This window comes from Pseudomonas frederiksbergensis (genome assembly GCF_001874645.1).
Classification (GTDB): Bacteria; Pseudomonadota; Gammaproteobacteria; order Pseudomonadales; family Pseudomonadaceae; genus Aquipseudomonas; species Aquipseudomonas frederiksbergensis_B.
The window spans coordinates 965,362-986,479 of the sequence record NZ_CP017886.1; the positions used below are offsets into that span (position 1 = coordinate 965,362).

The 21,118-nt window shown below is 59.6% G+C and carries 17 protein-coding genes; 9 read left to right on the forward strand and 8 right to left on the reverse strand.

Annotation, left to right across the window (positions count from 1 at the left end):
* Nucleotides 1–83 precede the first annotated feature (83 nt).
* The 8 genes from BLL42_RS04775 to cobA all read left to right on the forward strand — a co-directional run bounded on the left by BLL42_RS04775 (nucleotide 84) and on the right by cobA (nucleotide 11,821).
* The gene (locus BLL42_RS04775; protein WP_071555702.1) at nucleotides 84–1,295 is read left to right on the forward strand and encodes a CmpA/NrtA family ABC transporter substrate-binding protein; all 1,212 of its coding nucleotides are present in this window, start codon (nucleotides 84–86) and stop codon (nucleotides 1,293–1,295) included.
* Between the two features lie 15 nt (nucleotides 1,296–1,310).
* A complete protein-coding gene (locus BLL42_RS04780) occupies nucleotides 1,311–1,889 on the forward strand; it encodes an ANTAR domain-containing response regulator (RefSeq protein ID WP_071551010.1) in 579 nt (192 codons plus the stop codon).
* Nucleotides 1,890–2,209: 320 nt separating this feature from the next.
* A complete protein-coding gene (locus tag BLL42_RS04785) occupies nucleotides 2,210–3,421 on the forward strand; it encodes a nitrate/nitrite transporter (RefSeq protein ID WP_071551011.1) in 1,212 nt (403 codons plus the stop codon).
* 7 nt (nucleotides 3,422–3,428) lie between these two features.
* Nucleotides 3,429–5,099 (forward strand): bifunctional protein-serine/threonine kinase/phosphatase, encoded by a 1,671-nt coding sequence (locus BLL42_RS04790; protein WP_071551012.1) that lies wholly within the window; start codon nucleotides 3,429–3,431, stop codon nucleotides 5,097–5,099.
* Nucleotides 5,100–5,555: 456 nt separating this feature from the next.
* Nucleotides 5,556–8,009, forward strand: a complete 2,454-nt coding sequence (gene nirB / locus BLL42_RS04795; RefSeq protein ID WP_071551013.1) for a nitrite reductase large subunit NirB — start codon at nucleotides 5,556–5,558, stop codon at nucleotides 8,007–8,009.
* On the forward strand, nucleotides 8,006–8,323 hold the full coding sequence (nirD, locus tag BLL42_RS04800) for a nitrite reductase small subunit NirD (RefSeq protein WP_054593246.1): 318 nt from the start codon (nucleotides 8,006–8,008) through the stop codon (nucleotides 8,321–8,323). Before nirB ends, nirD begins: the two co-directional genes overlap by 4 nt.
* Nucleotides 8,323–11,040 (forward strand): nitrate reductase, encoded by a 2,718-nt coding sequence (locus BLL42_RS04805; protein WP_071551014.1) that lies wholly within the window; start codon nucleotides 8,323–8,325, stop codon nucleotides 11,038–11,040. The genes nirD and BLL42_RS04805 overlap by 1 nt, the downstream gene beginning before the upstream one ends.
* Before the next feature lie 10 nt (nucleotides 11,041–11,050).
* Nucleotides 11,051–11,821 (forward strand): uroporphyrinogen-III C-methyltransferase, encoded by a 771-nt coding sequence (cobA, locus tag BLL42_RS04810; protein ID WP_071551015.1) that lies wholly within the window; start codon nucleotides 11,051–11,053, stop codon nucleotides 11,819–11,821.
* 132 nt (nucleotides 11,822–11,953) lie between these two features.
* Here the strand turns inward: cobA and BLL42_RS04815 are convergent, their stop codons facing one another.
* The 8 genes from BLL42_RS04815 to ppsA form a co-directional block, all read right to left on the reverse strand.
* A complete protein-coding gene (locus BLL42_RS04815) occupies nucleotides 11,954–12,931 on the reverse strand; it encodes an OmpA family protein (protein ID WP_071551016.1) in 978 nt (325 codons plus the stop codon).
* Nucleotides 12,932–13,038: 107 nt separating this feature from the next.
* The gene (gene sigX, locus BLL42_RS04820; protein WP_075949123.1) at nucleotides 13,039–13,629 is read right to left on the reverse strand and encodes an RNA polymerase sigma factor SigX; all 591 of its coding nucleotides are present in this window, start codon (nucleotides 13,627–13,629) and stop codon (nucleotides 13,039–13,041) included.
* Between the two features lie 90 nt (nucleotides 13,630–13,719).
* Nucleotides 13,720–14,544 (reverse strand): mechanosensitive ion channel family protein, encoded by an 825-nt coding sequence (locus BLL42_RS04825; protein ID WP_008048604.1) that lies wholly within the window; start codon nucleotides 14,542–14,544, stop codon nucleotides 13,720–13,722.
* A 2-nt stretch (nucleotides 14,545–14,546) separates the two neighbouring features.
* Nucleotides 14,547–14,792: a CrfX protein gene (locus BLL42_RS04830; protein WP_071551017.1), complete on the reverse strand. Its 246-nt coding sequence runs from the start codon at nucleotides 14,790–14,792 to the stop codon at nucleotides 14,547–14,549.
* 63 nt (nucleotides 14,793–14,855) lie between these two features.
* Nucleotides 14,856–15,851 (reverse strand): divalent cation transporter CmaX, encoded by a 996-nt coding sequence (gene cmaX / locus BLL42_RS04835; RefSeq protein ID WP_071551018.1) that lies wholly within the window; start codon nucleotides 15,849–15,851, stop codon nucleotides 14,856–14,858.
* Nucleotides 15,852–15,877: 26 nt separating this feature from the next.
* Nucleotides 15,878–16,369: a ribonuclease E activity regulator RraA gene (rraA, locus tag BLL42_RS04840; RefSeq protein ID WP_071551019.1), complete on the reverse strand. Its 492-nt coding sequence runs from the start codon at nucleotides 16,367–16,369 to the stop codon at nucleotides 15,878–15,880.
* A 228-nt stretch (nucleotides 16,370–16,597) separates the two neighbouring features.
* On the reverse strand, nucleotides 16,598–17,587 hold the full coding sequence (locus BLL42_RS04850; RefSeq protein WP_071551020.1) for an alpha/beta fold hydrolase: 990 nt from the start codon (nucleotides 17,585–17,587) through the stop codon (nucleotides 16,598–16,600).
* Nucleotides 17,588–17,689: 102 nt separating this feature from the next.
* Nucleotides 17,690–20,065 (reverse strand): phosphoenolpyruvate synthase, encoded by a 2,376-nt coding sequence (gene ppsA, locus BLL42_RS04855; protein WP_071551021.1) that lies wholly within the window; start codon nucleotides 20,063–20,065, stop codon nucleotides 17,690–17,692.
* 176 nt (nucleotides 20,066–20,241) lie between these two features.
* On the opposite strand from ppsA, the gene ppsR reads away from it, so the two are divergent.
* Complete coding sequence (gene ppsR, locus BLL42_RS04860) at nucleotides 20,242–21,060, forward strand: posphoenolpyruvate synthetase regulatory kinase/phosphorylase PpsR (RefSeq protein WP_071551022.1); 819 nt, start codon at nucleotides 20,242–20,244, stop codon at nucleotides 21,058–21,060.
* Nucleotides 21,061–21,118: the final 58 nt, after the last annotated feature.

Genomic DNA, 21,118 nt, shown 5'->3' on the forward strand with positions numbered 1-21,118 from the left:
AAAAGGACAACGGCGTCGTTACCTGGCCTTACGTGCACAAGGGGCCTGGGGACGGCGCTTTTTTCATGCAAGGTGCTTATGTGATGACTGAATCTGTAGCAGGACCGCTGGCTTGGATCAACGGCAGCGATGCCCCGGAAAAGACCGCGATCAACCTTGGCTTCATGGCCCTGAGCGACTGCGCTTCCGTGGTGGTTGCTGCGACCCAGGGCTTCGCCCAACCCTACGGGCTGACCCTGAACCTCAAGCGCCAATCGTCGTGGGCCAACCTGCGGGACAAACTGGTCAGCGGCGAACTGGATGCCGCCCACAGCCTCTACGGCTTGATCTATGCGGTGCATCTGGGCATCGGCGGCGTCGCGGCGACGGACATGGCCGTGCTCATGGGCCTGAACCAGAACGGCCAGAGCATCAACCTTTCTCATGGTCTGCAAGGGCTGGGCGTGACCGGTCCTGAAGCGCTGGACCGTCACGTGCACCAAAGTCACTCAAAACTCACCTTCGCCCAGACCTTTCCCACAGGCACACACGCCATGTGGTTGTATTACTGGCTGGCGAGCCAGGGCATCCATCCGTTGCAGGATGTCGACAGCGTCGTGGTGCCACCGCCACAAATGGTCGCGCACCTGCAGGCCGGACGGATCGACGGCTTCTGCGTCGGCGAACCCTGGAGCGCCAGTGCAGTGAAGCAGAACCTCGGCTTCACCCTGGCGACGAGCCAGACCATCTGGCCCGACCACCCGGAAAAAGTTCTCGGCTGCACCCGAGCCTTTGTCGAGCAGTACCCGAACACCGCACGGGCACTGGTCATGGCGATCCTGGAGGCCAGTCGCTTCATTGAACAAAGCACGGAAAACCGCCGCAGCACCGCGCAACTGTTGAGTGCCGCCGAATACCTGGACGCACCGATCGACTGCATCGAACCGCGCTTGTTGGGGGATTATGCCGACGGCCTTGGCAATCGCTGGCAGGACCCTCACGCGCTGCGCTTTCACGGCGGCGGCGAGGTCAACGTGCCGTACCTTTCCGACGGCATGTGGTTCATGACCCAGTTCCGGCGCTGGGGCTTATTGCGCGAAGACCCGGACTATCTAGACGTGGCACGCCAGGTCCAGCAACTCGGTATCTACCACGACGCAGCGACTGCGCTGGGTGTTACGGCCTGGGCTCAGGACATGCGCAGCAGCCAGTTGATCGACGGTAAAATATGGAACGGTTCGGACCCGGCGGCGTATGCCCGCAGTTTCAAGCTGCACGCCATGGCCGACACCCCCGCCCTTCTCGCCCGCCGCTGACAGGAGCCTGCAAATATGTTGCGTATCCTGCTGATCAACGACACCGCGAAAAAGGTTGGGCGCCTCAAGGCCGCGCTGACCGAAGCCGGGTTTGAGGTGATCGATGAATCAGGCCTGACCATCGACCTGCCTGCACGCGTCGAAACGGTGCGCCCGGACGTGATCCTGATCGATACCGAGTCACCGAGCCGCGATGTGCTGGAGCAAGTGGTGCTGGTCAGCCGCGACCAGCCACGGCCGATCGTGATGTTCACCGACGAGCACGACCCGGACGTGATGCGTCAGGCGATCAAGTCCGGCGTCAGCGCCTACATCGTCGAAGGCATTCATGCCGCGCGCCTGCAACCGATCCTCGACGTGGCCATGGCACGTTTTGAAAGCGATCAGGCCCTGCGCGCCCAACTCCAGGCCCGCGACCAGCAACTGGCCGAGCGCAAGCGCATCGAACTGGCCAAGGGCTTGCTGATGAAAATGAGGGACTGCAATGAAGAACAGGCCTACACCCTGATGCGCCGCCAGGCCATGAGCCGCCAACAGAAGCTTATCCAGGTGGCCGAGCAGATCATTGCCATGAGCGAATTGCTGGGTGGTTGACCCGCAAAAGATCGCAGCCTGCGGCAGCTCCTACAGGGTGTACGCCATTCCAATGTAGGAGCTGCCGCAGGCTGCGATCTTTCCGACCCCACTACACATTCCGAATGTGGCACAGATCTCGCTATGTAAACCGCACAGGTAGCCAACGGCGGTTGCCCCACCTACGACAAAGACGTCGCACACCCCTTTCGCGCAAGCGCAGCGGGTTGCGGCGTTTTTTCGTTTTGGCCCCACAGCCCGGGGCCGGTGGTGCGGCCGTCGCGGCGCCCCACCGCAAAGCTCATGACTCCCTTCGAGACTCTTCACAGCTGAGGTGCGCGATGAATTCAAGCTTCTGGAAATCCGGCCATACCCCGACACTCTTCTCGGCCTTTCTGTATTTCGACCTGAGCTTCATGGTCTGGTACCTGCTCGGCCCGTTGGCGGTGCAGATCGCCGCTGACTTGCATCTGACTACCCAGCAACGCGGCCTCGTGGTGGCCACGCCGATTCTGGCCGGGGCGTTCTTGCGCTTCGTGATGGGACTGCTGGCAGATCGTCTGTCGCCGAAAACCGCCGGGCTGATCGGCCAGGTGATTGTGATCTGCGCCCTGTTCGGTGCCTGGAAGCTCGGTATCCACAGCTACGAGCAAGCATTGCTGCTGGGCCTGTTCCTCGGCATGGCCGGCGCCTCCTTCGCCGTCGCCCTGCCCCTGGCTTCGCAGTGGTATCCGCCACAGCATCAGGGCAAGGCGATGGGCATTGCCGGTGCGGGCAACTCGGGCACGGTGTTCGCCGCACTGATCGCCCCGATACTGGCTGCCTCATTTGGCTGGAGCAACGTCTTTGGCTTCGCGCTGATCCCACTGATCCTGACGCTGATCATCTTCGCCTGGCTGGCGAAAAACGCGCCTGAACGGCCGAAAGCCAAAGCCATGAGCGACTACTTCAAGGCCCTCGGTGACCGCGACAGTTGGTGGTTCATGTTTTTCTACAGCGTGACCTTCGGTGGTTTCATCGGCCTGGCCAGCGCCCTGCCCGGCTACTTCAACGACCAATATCGCCTGAGCCCGGTCACCGCCGGTTACTACACCGCAGCCTGTGTGTTCGGCGGCAGTTTGATGCGGCCACTCGGTGGTGCACTGGCGGATCGTTTCGGTGGTATTCGCACCTTGCTGGTGATGTACACGCTGGCAGCGATCTGCATGGCTGCCGTGGGTTTCAACCTGCCCAGCTCCTACGCTGCACTGGCGCTGTTCGTCTGCACCATGCTCGGCCTTGGCGCAGGTAATGGCGCGGTGTTCCAGTTGGTGCCGCAGCGCTTTCGCCGCGAAATCGGCGTGATGACCGGCTTGATCGGCATGGCGGGCGGCATCGGCGGTTTCGCCCTCGCGGCGGGCATGGGTGCGATCAAGCAGAGTACCGGCAGCTACCAGTTGGCCTTGTGGTTGTTCGCCAGTCTCGGTGTTCTGGCCTGGTTTGGCCTGCATGGGGTCAAACGCCGCTGGAGAACCACGTGGGGTTCGGCCGCTGTGACCGCAGCGCGGGTATGATGCGCCAATGAGCCTGCAATTGAGCTTCGCCGAGGCCAGTGCCATCGGCCCACGGGACGAGAATCAGGACGCCCTGTGCCTGGTCACGCCCGCCGCTGAACTGGCGGCGAGCAAGGGGTTTCTGTTCGCGATCGCCGACGGTGTCAGTCAATGCGCCGACGGTGGTCTCGCCGCCCGGTCAACCTTGCAGGCTCTGGCCCTCGACTACTACGCCACACCGCAGACCTGGGCTGTGGCCCAAGCGCTGGACCGCCTGCTGCTGGCGCAGAATCGCTGGTTGCAGGCCAATGGCGGTGGCCAGCCGTTGCTCACCACCCTCAGCGCGCTGGTGCTGCGCGGTCGACGCTTCACGTTGGCGCATGTCGGCGATTGTCGGGTCTATCGCTGGCACGCCGACCAGTTGCAGCGCATCAGTGAGGACCACGTCTGGGAGCAACCGGGCATGCAGCATGTGCTCAAGCGCGCACTAGGGCTGGATCAGCATCTGGTGCTGGACTTTCTCGATGGCGAGTTGCGCGCGGGCGAGAGTTTCGTCCTGCTGAGCGATGGCGTTTGGGCGACACTCGGCGACATGGCCATCGCGGCCATTTTGCGCGATCAGCCCGACCTCGACAGCGCTGCGCAAACCCTGGTCAACGCGGCCCACCTGGCCGGTAGCCAGGACAACGCCAGTGCGCTGCTGGTGCGGGTCGACACTCTAGGCGAAACGAGCATCGGTGATGCGCTGATCCACCTGCAGCAATGGCCATTGCCGCCGCCACTCAAACCCGGTCAGGCCTTCGAGGGCTGGCACGTCGAGCGGCTGCTCGGGCAGAGTCAGCAGTCGCTGATGTACCGTGTACGTGATGGGCAGCAACAGCCCTGGCTACTGAAAACCCTCCCCTCGCAGTTGAACACCGACACAGCGGCCGGCCAGGCGCTGCTCTGCGAAGAGTGGTTTCTCAAGCGCGTTGCCGGTCGAAGCTTTCCGGAAATACACCCGGCAGCGCAACGTCAGCACCTGTATTACGTGATGCGCGAGTACCCGGGGGTGACCTTGGCCGAGCTGTTCGCGCAAAACGGTCCGTTGCCGCTGCCCCAATGGCAACAACTGGCCGAACGTCTGCTGCGGGCCGTGGGCATGCTGCATCGGCGGCAGATTTTCCATCGCGACATTAAACCGGAAAACCTGCTGCTGGCTGAAGACGGCGAGTTACGGCTGCTGGATTTCGGTCTGGCGTACTGCACTGGCTTATCCGAAGACCCATCGAACGCGCTGCCGGGCACTCCGAGCTACATCGCCCCGGAAGCGTTCAATGGGGATCCGCCGACACCGCAACAGGATCTGTATGCCGTCGGCGTGACGCTGTATTACCTGGCCACCGGGCATTTTCCCTACGGAGAAATCGAAGCCTTTCAACGTCCGCGCTTTGGCTCGCCGGTCAGCGCCAACCGCTATCGGCCGGATTTGCCGGACTGGCTCGGGCAAAGCCTGGAACGCGCGGTATGCGCCGACCCGGCGCAACGTTATGAAACGGCGGAGGAATGGTTGCTGCTGCTGGAACAAGGCGAACGGCGCAGTTTGAGTGTACGACCCCGGCCGCTGCTGGAGCGTGAACCGTTGAAGGTCTGGCGGACACTGGCGCTGGTGTCGTTGCTGATCAATCTGGCGTTGTTGTATCTGGTATTTCATGGCTGACGCCTTGCTTTACGTAGCAGCTGGCGCAGCCTGCGTTCGGCGGCGCAGCCGTCGTAATCCGGTACGCTCGGTCTACCTGTTGAACCGCGTGTTGAGATTTTACGACGGCTTCGCCGCCGAACGCAGGCTTCGCCAGCTGCTACGGGGATGTGTCGCGCCAATTGTGGGCGGCACGCCTTTAATCGGTGCAAAAAGCCCAATTCAGGCACTGCATGACGGACCAAAACCCAACAAAACCACGCCCTCCCCCGATTTGGCACGACCACTGCATTACCTGTTTCACCATACATAAAGCCCAGCCTTCAACGACGAAGGGTGGGCTTCCCTCAGAGTAGGGACCAGGACAAAGGCGTCCTCGCTAGGCAACTAGCGGGACGCCTTTTTTTGTTTGCGCAAAATATCTCGAGCCAGCCTGACCGCCCTGATGAGGCCAGTCTGAGCTCCCCGGAGAACCTGATGAAAAAACTAAAACTGGTGATGATCGGCAACGGCATGGCCGGGGTTCGCACCCTGGAAGAATTGCTCAAGCTGAGCAGCGAGCTGTATGACATCACGGTCTTCGGTGCCGAGCCCCACACCAACTACAACCGTATTCTTCTCTCGCCGGTACTGGCCGGGGAGCAGACCTTTGAAGAGATCGTGCTCAACGACCTGAGCTGGTACCTGGACAACAACATCAAACTGCTGCTCAACCGCAAGGTGGTGGAGATCGACCGGGTCAAACGCAGGGTCATTGCCGAAGACGGCAGCGAAGCCGAATACGACCGGCTGCTGATCGCCACCGGTTCGACGCCATTCATCCTGCCAATCCCTGGCAACACCTTACAGGGCGTGATCGGCTACCGCGACATCGCCGACACCCAGGCCATGATCGACACCGCCAAAACCCACAAACATGCGGTGGTCATCGGCGGCGGCCTGCTGGGCCTTGAAGCCGCCAATGGGCTGATGCTGCGCGGCATGCAAGTGACCGTGGTGCACCTCGGCGAGTGGTTGCTGGAACGGCAACTGGACAAAACCAGTGGCCAGTTGCTGCAAACCGCCCTGGAAGGTCGCGGCTTGCACTTTCGCCTGTGCGAACAGACCCAGGCCCTGCACGACGCCGGCAACGGCCGGGTCGGCTCGGTACAGTTCAAGAACGGCGATATCATTCCCGCTGACCTCGTGGTGATGGCCGCCGGCATTCGCCCCAATACCGAACTCGCGGAGAAATCCGGCATCCCGTGCAACCGCGGGATTCTGGTCAACGACACCCTGCAAACCTATGACCCGCGCATCTACGCCATCGGCGAATGCGCCAGTCACCGTGGCATCGCCTACGGCCTGGTGGCGCCGCTGTTCGAGCAGGCCAAGGTCTGCGCCAACCACCTGGCGCAACTGGGTTTCGCGCGCTATTCGGGCTCGGTGACCTCGACCAAACTGAAAGTCACCGGCATCGACCTGTTCTCCGCCGGCGACTTTATGGGCGGCGAAGGCACCGAGACCATCACCCTCTCCGACCCTATTGGCGGGGTCTACAAAAAACTGGTGATCAAGGATGACGTGCTGGTCGGTGCCTGTCTGTACGGCGACACCGCGGATGGCGGCTGGTATTTCCGGCAGATTCGCGAGAACCACGCCATCGGCGAGATCCGCGATCACCTGATGTTCGGTGAGAACGCTCTGGGCGATGTAGGCCACCAGGGCCAGGACAAAGCCATGAGCATGGCCGACAGCGCCGAAGTCTGCGGTTGCAACGGTGTCTGCAAGGGCACCATCGTCAAGGCGATTCAGGAACACGGGCTGTTCAGCGTCGACGAGGTCAAGAAACACACCAAAGCGGCCAGCTCGTGCGGCTCTTGCGCCGGACTGGTGGAGCAGATCCTGATCAACACCGTCGGCGGCGCGGCGGACGTCAAACCGAAAAGCGAAAAAGCCATTTGCGGCTGCAGCGACCTCAACCACGGGCAGATCCGCCAGGCGATCCGCGAAGAGCATCTGTTGACGATCGCCGGAACCATGAGCTACCTGAACTGGCGCACCCCGAATGGCTGCGCCACGTGCCGCCCGGCGCTCAACTACTACCTGATTTCCACGTGGCCGGGCGAGGCCAAGGACGATCCGCAATCACGCCTGATCAACGAGCGGGCCCACGCCAATATTCAGAAAGACGGCACGTATTCGGTAGTCCCACGGATGTGGGGCGGTGTGACCAATCCTTCAGAGCTGCGGCGCATTGCCGATGTGGCCGACAAGTACAACGTGCCCATGGTCAAGGTCACGGGCGGCCAGCGCATCGACTTGCTGGGGATCAAGAAGCAGGATCTGCCCGGCGTCTGGAAGGACCTCGACATGCCGTCCGGCCATGCCTACGGCAAATCGATTCGCACGGTCAAAACCTGCGTCGGTAGCGAGTTCTGCCGCTTTGGCACGCAAAATTCCACACAACTGGGTATCGAACTGGAGCATGACCTGTTCAACATGTGGTCGCCGCACAAGGTCAAGCTGGCGGTCTCTGGTTGCCCGCGCAACTGTTCGGAAGCCGGGATCAAGGACGTAGGGATCATCGGCGTCGACTCTGGCTGGGAGATGTACATCGGCGGCAACGGCGGGATCAAAACAGAGGTCGCGGAGTTCTTCGTCAAACTGAAAACGGCTGAAGAAGTGCGCGAATACAACGGCGCTTTCCTACAGCTGTATCGCGAAGAAGCCTTCTACCTCGAACGCACCGTGCACTACCTGCAACGAGTCGGCATGGAACACATCAAGAAAGCCGTGCTGGAAGACCCCGAGCGCCGCAAAGCACTCAACGACCGGCTGCAATTCTCCCTTTCGTTCGAGCAGGACCCATGGAAAGAACGCCTTGAGCAGCCGTTGCTGAAGAAGGAGTTCGATGTCATCCCCGTGAAAAACCTGGAGGTGCCGGCATGAACTGGCTGGATATCTGCGCACTCGAAGAAATCAACGCCCTGGGCTCGCGCATCGTCAGCGGACCCAAAGGTGACATCGCTATTTTTCGCACCAGCGACGATGAGGTTTTCGCCCTCGACGACCGCTGCCCGCACAAAGGCGGGCCGCTGTCCCAGGGACTGATCTATGGCAAACGCGTCGCTTGCCCGTTGCACAATTGGCAGATCGACCTGGAGTCCGGTCAGGCCCTGGCGCCTGACGTCGGTTGCGCCCATCACCATCCGGCACGGGTGGAGAATGGTCGGGTCATGCTGGCTCTGCGGGAAGCAGGCTGATGAGCCGCCAAACGACCGCCTCGACCTGCTGTTACTGCGGGGTGGGCTGCGGCGTACTGATCGAGCATGACGGCGAGCAGATCCTCGGCGTCAGCGGCGACCCGACGCACCCGGCCAATTTCGGCAAGCTGTGCAGCAAAGGCTCGACCCTGCACCTCACCGGCGACCTCGCGGCGCGGGCGCTGTACCCGGAACTGCGCCTCGGCAAAGCCCTGGCTCGCGGGCGCACCGACTGGGACACCGCACTGGAGCACGCTGCTACGGTGTTCGCCGCCACCATCAGCGAGCACGGTCCGGACAGCGTGGCGTTCTATATCTCGGGGCAACTGCTGACCGAGGACTACTACGCCTTCAACAAGCTGGCCCGGGCGCTGGTGGGCACCAACAACATCGACAGTAACTCGCGACTCTGTATGTCATCGGCGGTGGTCGGCTACAAACGTAGCCTGGGCGCCGACGCCCCACCGTGCAGCTATGAAGACCTTGAACTGAGTGATTGCGTGATGATCGTCGGCAGCAACATGGCCTACGCCCATCCGGTGCTGTTTCGCCGACTGGAAGAAGCCAAATCTCGCCGACCACAGATGAAAGTCATCGTCATCGACCCTCGACGCACTGACACCTGCGACCTCGCCGACCTGCATCTGGCCATTCTACCGGGCACCGATGTCGCGCTGTTCCATGGGATTTTGCACTTGCTGCTATGGGAAGACTGGGTCGACAGGGCGTTCATCAACGCTCACACCGAAGGGTTGGCCGAGCTGAAAAACCTGGTGCGTGATTACACCCCACAAATGGTCGCGCAACTCTGCGGGATCAGCGTTGAACACTTGCAGCAATGCGCCGAGTGGGTCGGCACCTCAAAGAGTTTTCTTTCGCTGTGGTGCATGGGGCTGAATCAGTCCACTGCCGGCAGCGCAAAAAACAGTGCGCTGATAAACCTGCACCTGGTGACCGGGCAAATCGGCCGCCCAGGTGCAGGTCCCTTCTCGCTCACCGGTCAGCCGAATGCCATGGGCGGGCGCGAAACCGGCAGTTTGTCGAACTTGCTGCCAGGTCATCGCGAAGCGGCCAATGCTGAACATCGCGCCGAAGTGGCAGCTTACTGGGGGGTCGAAAAGCTGCCCGACACCACCGGCTTGACCGCCATTGAGCTGTTCGAACAGGTCCAGAGCGGCAAGATCAAAGCAATGTGGATCGCCTGCACCAACCCGGCGCAGTCGCTGCCGGATCAGCAAACCGTCCGCGCTGCATTGCAGGCCTGCCCATTCGTGGTGCTGCAAGAAGCCTTTCACACCACCGAAACCGCGCCCTTCGCCGACCTGCTGCTGCCCGCCGCCAGTTGGGGTGAGAAGGAAGGCACGGTGACCAATTCCGAACGGCGGATTTCCCACGTTCGCCGCGCCATTACCGCACCAGGTGAAGCGCGCCCGGACTGGGCGATCACTGTGGATTTCGCACAGCGTCTGGAACGGCGTCTGCGTCCTGGACAGCCCAGCCTGTTTGCTTTCGAACAACCGGCGCAGGTCTTCGATGAGTACAAACAACTGACGCGCGGACGGGATCTGGACCTCTGCGGGATCAGTCATGCGCTGCTCGACCGCCTCGGCCCACAGCAATGGCCGTTCCCGGACGGCGCCTTGAACGGAACGCCGCGGCTCTATATGGATGGGATTTTCCCTACCGAAAGTGGTCGCGCACAGTTTGTCGCCGACCCCTATCGCGCCGCCAAGGAGCAACGCGATGCACGCTTTCCTTTGACCTTGATCACCGGACGCCTGCGCGATCAATGGCACGGCATGAGCCGCACCGGCACTGCGGCGCAATTGTTCGGCCACGTCAGCGAAGCCCTGTTGAGCGTGCATCCTGACGAGCTGCGTCGGTATCGACTGCAAAACGGTGACCTGGTCAACCTCAAAAGCCGTCGAGGCAGCGTGATCGTTGCCGTCGGCAGTGATGACAGCGTGCGCCCGGGCCAGGCGTTTCTGCCGATGCACTGGGGAGACCGTTTCCTCAAGGGCGGCGTCAATGCGCTCACCCAGCCGGCATTCGACCCCCTGTCGAAACAACCCGAACTCAAGCACAGCGGCGTGCGTCTCGAACCGGTAAAGCTGCCATGGCATTTGTTCGCACTGGTTGAGGGCGATGTTCAGCAGCATTTCGAGGCCTTACGACCGCTCTGCGAGGACTTTTCCTATGTCAGCCTCAGCCTGACCGGCCGTGAACGCCCAGCGCTGCTGATACGTGCCGCCAGCGCCCAGGCACCCGATCCACAACGGCTGCATGACATCGATCAACAACTGGGACTCAACGATGGCCCAGTCTTGGCTTATGACGATCCACGGCGCGCCATTTGCAAACGAGTACGCATCGACCAGGGCCGGATTACCGCCATTCGTCTGGCCGGTGAAACCCTTGCACAACACTGGCTGCAAAACCTCTGGCTGGAAGGTCGTGCCGACGAACAACTGCGGCGCTGGCTCTTGGCGCCGTTGAGCACGCCTCCCGGTAGTGCAGGCGCCACTGTCAGCCCCCGCAAGACCCTGTGCAACTGCAAGAACGTCAGTGAAGACGCGGTGTGTGCCGGCATTCGCAACGGGCTGGACTTGCAGGGTCTGAAACAACAACTCGGTTGCGGCACGCAATGCGGCTCCTGTGTCCCGGAAATCAAGCGTCTGTTGGCGGCCAGCGTGCAGCCCATCGCATTCACGTCGTGAGGAATAGAACATGAGCGCAAAAGTCTGGTTGGTGGGAGCAGGTCCCGGTGACCCTGAATTGCTGACCCTCAAAGCCGTTCGGGCGCTGAATGAAGCCGATGTGGTGCTGATCGATGATCTGGTCAACGACGCGGTGCTGGTGCATTGCCCGCAGGCACGGATTATTGCAGTTGGCAAACGCGGTGGCTGCCGCTCTACTCCGCAGGCGTTCATTCATCGCTTGATGCTGCGTTATGCCCGCCAAGGCAAGTGTGTGGTGCGGCTCAAGGGCGGCGATCCGTGCATTTTCGGACGCGGCGGTGAAGAAGCGCAGTGGCTGCGCGAGCGCGAGATTGAAGTGGAGTTGGTCAATGGCATCACCGCAGGCCTGGCCGGCGCCACACAATGCGATATTTCCCTGACCCTGCGCGGCGTCGCCCGCGGCGTAACCCTGGTCACCGCGCACACTCAGGACGACAGCGAGCTTAACTGGCGAGCCTTGGCCCACAGCGGTACGACGCTGGTGATTTACATGGGCGTGGCGAAATTGAGCGAGATTCGCGAGCAATTGCTCGCCGGTGGGATGGCGACTGATACGCCGGTGGCGATGATTGAAAACGCTTCCTTGCCACACCAGAGGGAATGTCGGAGCAACCTCACTGCGATGCAGGAAGACGCCCACAACTTCCAACTGAAAAGCCCGGCTATCCTGGTGATCGGCGCGGTGGCCGCCAGCGACAATGCTGAAAGATCGCAGCCTGCGGCAGCTCCTACAGAGGAGCATTACGCCAATCTTGCGTAGGAGCTGCCGCAGGTTCGGGCCGCGTTCGGACGATCTCTTCAACGCCAACGCCATTGCAGCTTTTCGCTCAAGATCAAATCGCAGACAAAGAAAAGCCCGGCCTAAGCCGGGCTTTTCCGAACTACACGCTAATTACTTAGCAGTAGCTTCAACCTGCGCTTCTACGCGACGGTTTGCAGCGCGGCCAGCGTCAGTGCTGTTGTCAGCAATTGGGCGGGACTTGCCATAACCAACCGAGTGAACGCGGTTAGCCGAAACACCATCCTTGACCAGAACTTGTTTCACAGCGTCAGCACGACGCTGGGACAGCTTCTGGTTGTAAGCGTCAGGACCGACGTTGTCGGTGTGACCTTCAACAACGGTGGTGGTGTTCGGGTACTGCTTCATGAAGTCAGCCAGGTTCTTCACGTCGCCGTAGCTGTTTGGCTTGACAACAGCCTTGTTGAAGTCGAATTTCACGTCCAGTTGAACGCGAACAACTTCAGCAACTGGAGCTTCTGGCTCTGGCTCTGGAGCCGCTGCTACTGGGGCTACTGGAGCTGGAGCAACTTTGCCGCCAGTGCCGCCGAAGTTAACGCCCAGACCTACCAGTGCAGCGTAGTCCCAACGACCGTTGTCCAGCTTGTAGTCAGCTTCAACGCCGGCACGAGCGTACAGGTTGTCGGTGATGTACCACTTGGCGCCAGCGCCAGTGGTCAGGAAGGTGGACTGGTCACGACCAGTGTGACCGTCAGCAGCGACGTTGGTCATGCTGCCGTGAGATACACCGCCTTCAACGTAAGGACGGATAGCGTCGCCTACGGTACCGAAGTGGTACTGGGACTTCAGACCGAAGTGATCACCACGGATCTTTTGGCTGCCAGTGTTGTTGTTCGAACGAGTGTAATCGTCTTTCTCGTAAGTGGCGTTGACCGAAACGTCGTCGGTCAGGAAGTAACCGATCGAAACGCCTGGACGGCGACCGTCTTCAACGTCGTTGATGCTGTCGTTGTATTGCTTCTTGTAGAAAGCCTCACCTTCGACCGCGCCTTGGCCTTGTGCCAGAGCGCCGAACGAAGTAGCGGCAATAAGAGTACCAATGGCCAAGCCCAAGGTGTTTTTCAGTTTCATCCGTTAAATCCCCATCTGGTGATTGTAAAGCAGTCCCGCAAACCGGGGGACAACTCGGCGGCAAGTCTATCAGAACTTGCCTACACGTAAGAGAAATTTGCGCCGAACTAAGTTTCAGCAATGCCTGCAAATTTCTCACGCAATTTGTCAAGAGCGCGTTTGTACCGCATTTTCGTTGCACTCAAACCCATGTGCATGATGTCTGCGATCTCCTGAAACTCCAGCTCTGCGACAAATCGTAGCACCAGAATTTCCCGGTCAATCGGGTTCACATACACCAGCCAGCGATCAAGCCCACCCTTTTCCTCAGGTTTCGGCGCCTTTTCCTCAGACGCTTCCTCAAGGGGGTCCAGACTCAAAGCGTCCATCAAGCGACGCTTACGCCGTTCCTTCCGATACTGTGTGATGCATTCGTTGTACGTGATGCTGTAGAGCCACGTTTTGAACTTCGATTTGCCCTCGAAGTTCTTCAAACCGTACAACACCTTCAACATCACTTCCTGACAGACATCGTCTGCATCACGATCGTTCCCAAGATACCGTGCACAAACGTTAAATAATGTTCTCTGATAACGCCGCATCAGCTCTTCGTAGGCGCGCGTCACGTGAAACAGCTCCGTGTGCGAGCGCGCGACCAACTCCTCATCAGAGAGCTCGCGGGGGTCGTAGCGCATGGATAGCGATTGGGCTTTATTCAAAACAAGTCGGGCCGACAGTCAGGTCAATGTCCGCCGCAGCCCATCGTATCGGGCATTTTGCGGCGGCATACATTAGCAGGGTTTGCCGGGTTAGCGGCTACTAACATGCTGCTCCAGGAGGATCCGATTGGAAAGTGAGACTAGCTCACCCTCATCGGTCAGCAATGTAGTTTTAACCGTGCCGATCTCTTCGATCTGACCTTCGACCTCACCAACACGCACTTGTTGCCCAACCTGATACAACTCACGCACATAGATTCCAGCAAGAATCTGACCGGCGATTTCCCGGCTTCCCAACCCCATGGCCAAGGCAACTGCCAGACCAACGGTAATCAAGACAATCACAATCACATGGTTCAGCAGGTCTGTTTTGACCTCAAGCTGACTGATCGCAACCGAAATACTGATGATGATCACCAGGCCTTGAGCGATACGCCCAAGGCCCGATGCGTAATCCAGCCCTACGCCTTCTGCGGCGCCTCGCACCAGCCCATTGGCCAATTGTGCGAGCAACACGCCCACCAGCAACACCAGCGCGGCACCAAATACTTTCGGCAAATACAGTGCCAGCATGTCGAGCGTAGCCGAAACTCGCTCCAAGCCAAGGGATTCTGCAGCAGAAACCAGAAAAATCAGCAAAACGAACCAATAAACAATCTTGCCGATCAGCGTAGAAATCGGCACCTGCAGGCCCGCACGGGACAGTAGCTTGGTCAAGCCGGTACCCCCCATCAAGCGATCCAGGCCCAGTTTTGCGAGCAGTTTCGAGAGCAGGGTGTCGAGCAGCTTGGCCACGACAAAACCCAGCAAAAGCACTACCAGTGCGCCGAACAGGTTAGGAATGAAGTTCGCTACCTTGGTCCACAACGCTGTCATTGCCGTGACGAGGCTCTGAGTCCAGAGATCAAGTTCCATATTCAATCAGCCTTATCAGCAGTGCGAGCAGTAGGTTTACGACGGGAAACCGGCAAGACGTGGGCCGATCCGTTATTCAGGGCGATCATCAGCGCGGGCAGCCAGCGGCCCAGCAGGCTGAACAGATCACCGGCACCCACCTGGCGGTTGGCGGTTTTCAGCACACGCCCCAGACAGGCATCGTCGTCACGGGTGGACGGTGATGCCTTGAGCATGTCGCGCAAGGACTGTTCAAACGGATCGTGCATACGCACCTCTCGTGATATCTGTGAAAGACGCGATCAAAATTCTTCGGGTCACATGGCTCTCCCTCATACCCAGCGCAAACGCCGGAACAACCACCACTGCCCCACCGCCACTGTCACCATCATCAGGCAGGCAATCACGAAGCCATAAGGGTTCCCGGAAAAAGGAATTCCACCGACGTTTATGCCGAGTAAACCGGTCAAAAAACTCATCGGCAGAAAGATTCCGGTAATGATCCCAAAGCGGTACATGGTGCGATTCATGCGCACGCTCAAACGCCGGTCTTCAGTCTCAAGCACCAGCCCCACGCGCTCCCGGGTCAATTCCAGCTCTTCCAGATAACGCGTCAGGCTGTTGTTCAATTCGTTCCAGTAGTCGCCGTCATCGTCGACAAACCAGGGCAGTTTTATCCGCGTCAGCTGACCAAAGATATCCCGCTGCGGAGCAAGGAAGCGCTTTAGTCCTGCCGCTCGCCGACGGATCTGCAAAATGGCACCATGTTCCGGAGCATACCGTTCGTCGGCATCCAGCTTTTCTTCTTCGTCATCGACGATTTCAGAGAGATCGCTGACCAGATCCTGCACCTTGTTGGTGAGGTACTGAGCCATATAAAGGACCAGTTCAGAGGTGGTTTTTGGCCCCTTGCCCTCAGTCAGTTGCACCAGCAACTCATCGGTGGCGCGCAACGGCCGTAAACGCAGGGAAATGACCCGCTGAGCAGAAGCGAAGATCCGCACCGACACCATGTCTTCAGGCTCGGCGCCCGGATTGAGGTTGATTCCGCGCAAAAACAGCAACAACTCGGAGTCCGGCAGCGCCAACAGGCGCGGCCGGGTATTTTCTTCGAGCAGCAGGTCACAACTGAACTCACTCAGACCGCTGGATTGACGCAACCAGGTCTGAGTTTGCGGGTGACTACGGTCCCAATGCAGCCAAAGGCTTTCATGGGGTTGCAGTTGCAGGTCATCCAGTTCAGTCCGGGCAAGCCAACGCGCACCGCCTTTACCATCCAGCACCAGGGCATGCACCAGCCCCCACTGCGCGTTTTCTTCCTCGAACATCCTCACCCCTGGCTTGAATCAGTTATTTATTCAGGCATCTTCAACGGACTTGGCGAGATGATCACGCCATTGTTGTCCGCGTAGATGTATTCACCTGGACGGAAAGTCACACCGGCAAAGGTTACCGCGACGTTCAGATCACCGACGCCACGCCTGTCGGTCTTCATTGGGTGGCTGGCCAGCGCCTGCACGCCCAGATCGGTCTGCGCAATAACGTCAACGTCACGGATACAACCGTAGATCACCAACCCTTCCCAACCGTTTTTCGCAGCTTTCTCGGCGATCATGTCGCCCAGCAGTGCGCGGCGCAGCGAACCACCGCCATCGACCACCAGCACCTTGCCATCCCCTTCGAGCTCGACCTGCTCCTTGACCAGCGAGTTGTCTTCGAAGCACTTGATGGTAACGATCTCGCCACCGAAGGAGTCACGGCCGCCAAAATTGCTGAACATCGGCTCCAGCACCTGCACCAGTTCCGGATAGGCATCGCACAGGTCGGGAGTGAGGTAATGGTTCATCGAGAAACTCCTGTAAGAGAAAGAACACGATTTTGGGCTGTCGAAAATTGCAGGCTACGCCCTTCGACCGGGAACGTCCGCCGAAAACCTTCATTCAGATTGATCAGACGCTCAAGAGGTACGAACATAAAGCCGACCCAGCAACCGATTGTGACCAGAACAGCTCAGTGCGTCATATCTTAGCCGTTCGCTGATCGGAGCGAAACGCTCTTGTCAGAGCATTCGTACTCAGACTGCTGTAGCCAAATCCGGCTTGCCAGCCAATAACGGCGCCTGCGGATCTGTCAGCCAGCGCTGCACCAACGGCCAGACTTCGGCCTGTGCGGCTTTGCTGACCAGCATTTCAACATGCCCGAAATTGTCCGAAAAACCCTGCTCGCGCCCCAGGCAGATGAACTGTTTATGCTCGGAACCGATCTGGTCGAACAGCTTGCGACACGCCCAATCCGGGTCCTGATGATCGCTGGTCGCACTGACGCCCAATACCGGCACCTGAACCTCGGCCAGCCCGGCCCACCAGTCTTTCTCGGCATCGCCAAAGCGTCCGAACAAGCCGTACCAGCGCATGCCCTCCAGGGCCAGGCCTATGGGCTCGTCTTCCGGACCACGCTTGAGGCGAGAGCCCGAAATTTGCGCGAAACGCTTCAGGATAAACCGCCCGCTCCACTCCACCGGGGGAATTTTCAGTGGCCAATAGGTGCGACTGACCTGCGTACCAAAAAATGCGGCAGAGGCCACGGCGGGCTCCCCCAGGTACTGACCACCCAGCGCTGCCGCCAGGGTGATGCCGCCCAGTGAATGACCAATCCAGTGCGGCACCTGACCGCTTTGCTCGCGAACGAACGCAGCAATCGCTGGCAGATCGTAACGGGCATAGTCGGCAACGCGGTTCTTTCGATAGTTCTGGTTGCGCTGGGACAAGCCGTGACCGCGCATTTCCGGTATCCACACATCAAAACCGGCGCGCGCCAGATAGGCACCCAGACCAAGGCCTTTGGGGGAATACCAGAAACGCCGATTGGAAAAGCTGCCGTGAAGCAAAATCACCGGAACGCCACGCACGGACGGCTCATCGGCCATGCCCAAGCGGGTGACCGCCAGTTCGACGGTGCCGTCAGGGCTATTGCCGGGTTTCAGGCGATAGACGTCCTCGCTCAGATCGCCGCGACGCTCGGCGCTGATCAAGGCGACAGGAAACAGGTTGCTGCTGCTTTGCATAATGCTCTTGCACAAAAAAGGGCGGCATCCACCGGGGCCCGCCCTACTTGAATCTTAAAGCCCGGGTCAGCAGTGTAGCCTGACCCGGGCTTCATTCACGGATCAGACCGCAGCCTGACCCTCAGCCAGGAAGAACCAGGTTTCCAGTACGGAATCGGGGTTCAACGAAACGCTTTCGATACCCTGCTCCATCAGCCACTTGGCCAGGTCTGGGTGGTCGGAAGGGCCCTGGCCGCAAATACCGATGTATTTGCCAGCCTTGTTGCAGGCCTGAATCGCGTTGGACAGCAGCTTCTTGACCGCTGGATTACGCTCGTCGAACAGGTGCGCGATGATCCCGGAGTCACGGTCCAGGCCCAGGGTCAGCTGGGTCAGGTCGTTGGAACCGATGGAGAAACCGTCGAAGAACTCGAGGAACTCTTCAGCAAGGATCGCGTTGGACGGCAGTTCGCACATCATGATGACGCGCAGACCGTTTTCGCCACGCGCCAGGCCGTTCTCGGCCAACAGGTCCACGACCTGACTGGCTTCGCCCAGGGTACGGACGAACGGCACCATGATTTCGACGTTGGTCAGGCCCATCTCGTTGCGCACGCGTTTCAGCGCGCGGCATTCGAGCTCGAAGCAGTCACGGAACGACTCGCTGATGTAACGCGAAGCGCCACGGAAGCCCAGCATCGGGTTTTCTTCTTCCGGCTCGTAGAGCTTGCCGCCGATCAGGTTGGCGTATTCGTTGGACTTGAAGTCCGACAGACGTACGATGACCTTTTTCGGCCAGAATGCGGCGGCCAGGGTGCTGATGCCCTCGACCAGTTTCTCGACGTAGAAGCCGACCGGATCGTTGTAACCGGCAATGCGCTTGTCGACGCTTTCCTTGATTTCCGACGGCAGACCGTCGTAATTCAGCAGCGCTTTAGGGTGCACACCGATCATGCGGTTGATGATGAACTCCAGACGGGCCAGGCCCACACCGGCGTTCGGCAACTGCGCGAAATCGAAGGCGCGATCCGGGTTGCCGACGTTCATCATGATTTTGAACGGCAGTTCCGGCATGGCGTCGACGGAGTTTTTCTTCACGTCGAAGCCCAGCTCGCCTTCGAAGATGAAACCGGTGTCGCCTTCAGCGCAGGAAACAGTCACGCCCTGGCCGTCTTTCAACAGTTGGGTGGCGTTACCGCAACCCACGACTGCCGGGATACCCAGTTCACGCGCAATGATCGCCGCGTGGCAGGTACGACCGCCACGGTTGGTAACGATGGCGCTGGCGCGCTTCATGACCGGTTCCCAGTCCGGGTCGGTCATGTCGGAAACCAGAACGTCGCCCGGCTGGACTTTGTCCATCTCGGAAACGTCCTTGATAATGCGTACTTTACCGGCGCCGATGCGCTGGCCGATGGCGCGACCTTCAACCAGCACGGTGCCGGTTTCTTTCAACAGGTAACGCTCCATGACGTTAGCCTGGGTGCGGCTCTTCACGGTTTCAGGGCGAGCCTGAACGATGTAGAGCTTGCCATCGTCACCGTCTTTGGCCCATTCGATATCCATCGGGCACTTGTAGTGCTTCTCGATGATCATCGCCTGCTTGGCCAGTTCGCTGACTTCAGCATCGGTCAGGCAGAAACGTGCGCGTTCGGCCTTGTCGACATCGACAGTCTTGACCGAACGACCGGCCTTGGCTTCGTCGCCGTAGATCATCTTGATGGCTTTGCTGCCCAGGTTGCGGCGCAAAATAGCCGGACGACCGGCTGCCAGCGTGCCTTTGTGGACATAAAACTCATCCGGGTTCACCGCGCCCTGTACGACGGTTTCCCCCAGGCCGTAGGCGCCGGTGATAAACACCACGTCACGGAAGCCGGATTCGGTGTCCAGGGTGAACATCACGCCGGCAGTGCCGGTTTCCGAACGGACCATGCGCTGTACGCCAGCCGACAGCGCAACCAGTTTGTGGTCGAAACCCTGGTGCACGCGGTAGGAAATCGCGCGGTCGTTGAACAGGGAAGCAAACACTTCCTTGGCAGCGCGAATGACGTTTTCGACGCCACGGATGTTCAGGAAGGTTTCCTGCTGACCGGCGAAGGAAGCGTCCGGCAAGTCTTCGGCGGTCGCCGAAGAGCGCACGGCCACGGCCATGTCCGGATTACCGGCCGACAGCGCGGCGAATGCGGTGCGGATTTCGGCGTTAAGCTTCTCCGGGAACTCGGCTTCCATGATCCATTGACGGATTTGCGCACCGGTTTTCGCCAGGGCATTCACGTCGTCGACGTCCAGCGCATCGAGGGCTGCGTGGATCTGGTCGTTCAAACCACTTGATTCGAGAAAATCACGATAAGCCTGAGCCGTCGTGGCGAAGCCACCCGGGACCGATACACCGGCACCCGCAAGATTACTGATCATCTCGCCCAGGGATGCGTTCTTGCCCCCCACATGCTCTACATCATGGACGCCGAGCTTATCGAGGGAAACTACGTACTCTACCAAGGTGATCTCTCCACTAACTGTGTTGGAAAAGCTCAGGGCGCTGGCGGCTCATCAGGAGCATTTGCCAGCAATATGGCCTGGACCTGGAAAATAAGTGAGAATGCGGGCCAATCCAGGCCGACAAATCGCGCCTATCATATCCAAGAATCGTCACCAGCTTAAGGCCCAAGGCGCAAATGAAACGATCTGCTTTCTTTATCTCCGATGGCACGGGCATTACAGCCGAAACCCTGGGTCAAAGTCTGTTGGCGCAGTTCGAAAACATTACCTTCAGCAAGGCCATACGGCCGTACATCGACAGCGTGGACAAAGCGCGGGCCATGGTACAACAAATCAACCTGGCCGCCGAAAAGGACGGATTTCGTCCGATCATCTTCGACACAATCGTCAACCAGGAAATTCGTGAGATTCTCGCGACCTCCAACGGTTTCATGATCGATATCTTCTCGACCTTCCTCGCACCGCTGGAGCAAGAGTTGAGCGAGCACTCGTCGTATTCGGTCGGCAAGTCCCATTCCATTGGCCACAACTCCAATTACATGGAGCGTATCGAGGCGGTGAACTTCGCTCTCGACAACGACGACGGCGCCCGCACCCACTATTACGACAAGGCTGACCTGATTCTGGTCGGCGTGTCGCGCTGCGGCAAAACCCCGACCTGCCTGTATATGGCCATGCAATTCGGTATTCGCGCAGCCAACTACCCGCTGACCGAAGACGACATGGAACGCCTGCAATTGCCACCGGCATTGCGCGCCCATCAGCACAAGCTGTTCGGCCTGACCATCGACCCGGACCGCCTCACCGCGATCCGCAACGAACGCAAGCCCAACAGCCGCTACTCGAGCTACGCCCAGTGCGAGTTCGAAGTGCGTGAAGTCGAGAACCTGTTCCGCCGCGAGAACATCGCGCACATCAACTCCACGCATTTTTCCGTGGAAGAGATTTCGGCGAAGATTCTGGTGGAGAAAGGCGTGGAGCGGCGGTTCAAGTAGTTCTGCGTCGCCTATCAGATTGCTATCGCGGGCCAGCCTTGCTCCTACGGCTGAACCG

Excerpts from the sequence above, each read along its gene's own strand:
- nirD (WP_054593246.1), top strand. The coding sequence starts at position 8,006 with ATGAACTGGCTGGATATCTGCGCACTCGAAGAAATCAACGCCCTGGGC.
- rraA (WP_071551019.1), bottom strand. The coding sequence starts at position 16,369 with ATGAACCATTACCTCACTCCCGACCTGTGCGATGCCTATCCGGAACTG.
- ppsR (WP_071551022.1), top strand. The coding sequence starts at position 20,242 with ATGAAACGATCTGCTTTCTTTATCTCCGATGGCACGGGCATTACAGCC.
- BLL42_RS04825 (WP_008048604.1), bottom strand. The coding sequence starts at position 14,544 with ATGGAACTTGATCTCTGGACTCAGAGCCTCGTCACGGCAATGACAGCG.
- BLL42_RS04790 (WP_071551012.1), top strand. The coding sequence starts at position 3,429 with ATGAGCCTGCAATTGAGCTTCGCCGAGGCCAGTGCCATCGGCCCACGG.
- BLL42_RS04785 (WP_071551011.1), top strand. The coding sequence starts at position 2,210 with ATGAATTCAAGCTTCTGGAAATCCGGCCATACCCCGACACTCTTCTCG.
- BLL42_RS04775 (WP_071555702.1), top strand. The coding sequence starts at position 84 with ATGACTGAATCTGTAGCAGGACCGCTGGCTTGGATCAACGGCAGCGAT.
- cmaX (WP_071551018.1), bottom strand. The coding sequence starts at position 15,851 with ATGTTCGAGGAAGAAAACGCGCAGTGGGGGCTGGTGCATGCCCTGGTG.
- BLL42_RS04830 (WP_071551017.1), bottom strand. The coding sequence starts at position 14,792 with ATGCACGATCCGTTTGAACAGTCCTTGCGCGACATGCTCAAGGCATCA.
- BLL42_RS04780 (WP_071551010.1), top strand. The coding sequence starts at position 1,311 with ATGTTGCGTATCCTGCTGATCAACGACACCGCGAAAAAGGTTGGGCGC.
- BLL42_RS04805 (WP_071551014.1), top strand. The coding sequence starts at position 8,323 with ATGAGCCGCCAAACGACCGCCTCGACCTGCTGTTACTGCGGGGTGGGC.
- BLL42_RS04850 (WP_071551020.1), bottom strand. The coding sequence starts at position 17,587 with ATGCAAAGCAGCAGCAACCTGTTTCCTGTCGCCTTGATCAGCGCCGAG.
- nirB (WP_071551013.1), top strand. The coding sequence starts at position 5,556 with ATGAAAAAACTAAAACTGGTGATGATCGGCAACGGCATGGCCGGGGTT.
- cobA (WP_071551015.1), top strand. The coding sequence starts at position 11,051 with ATGAGCGCAAAAGTCTGGTTGGTGGGAGCAGGTCCCGGTGACCCTGAA.
- BLL42_RS04815 (WP_071551016.1), bottom strand. The coding sequence starts at position 12,931 with ATGAAACTGAAAAACACCTTGGGCTTGGCCATTGGTACTCTTATTGCC.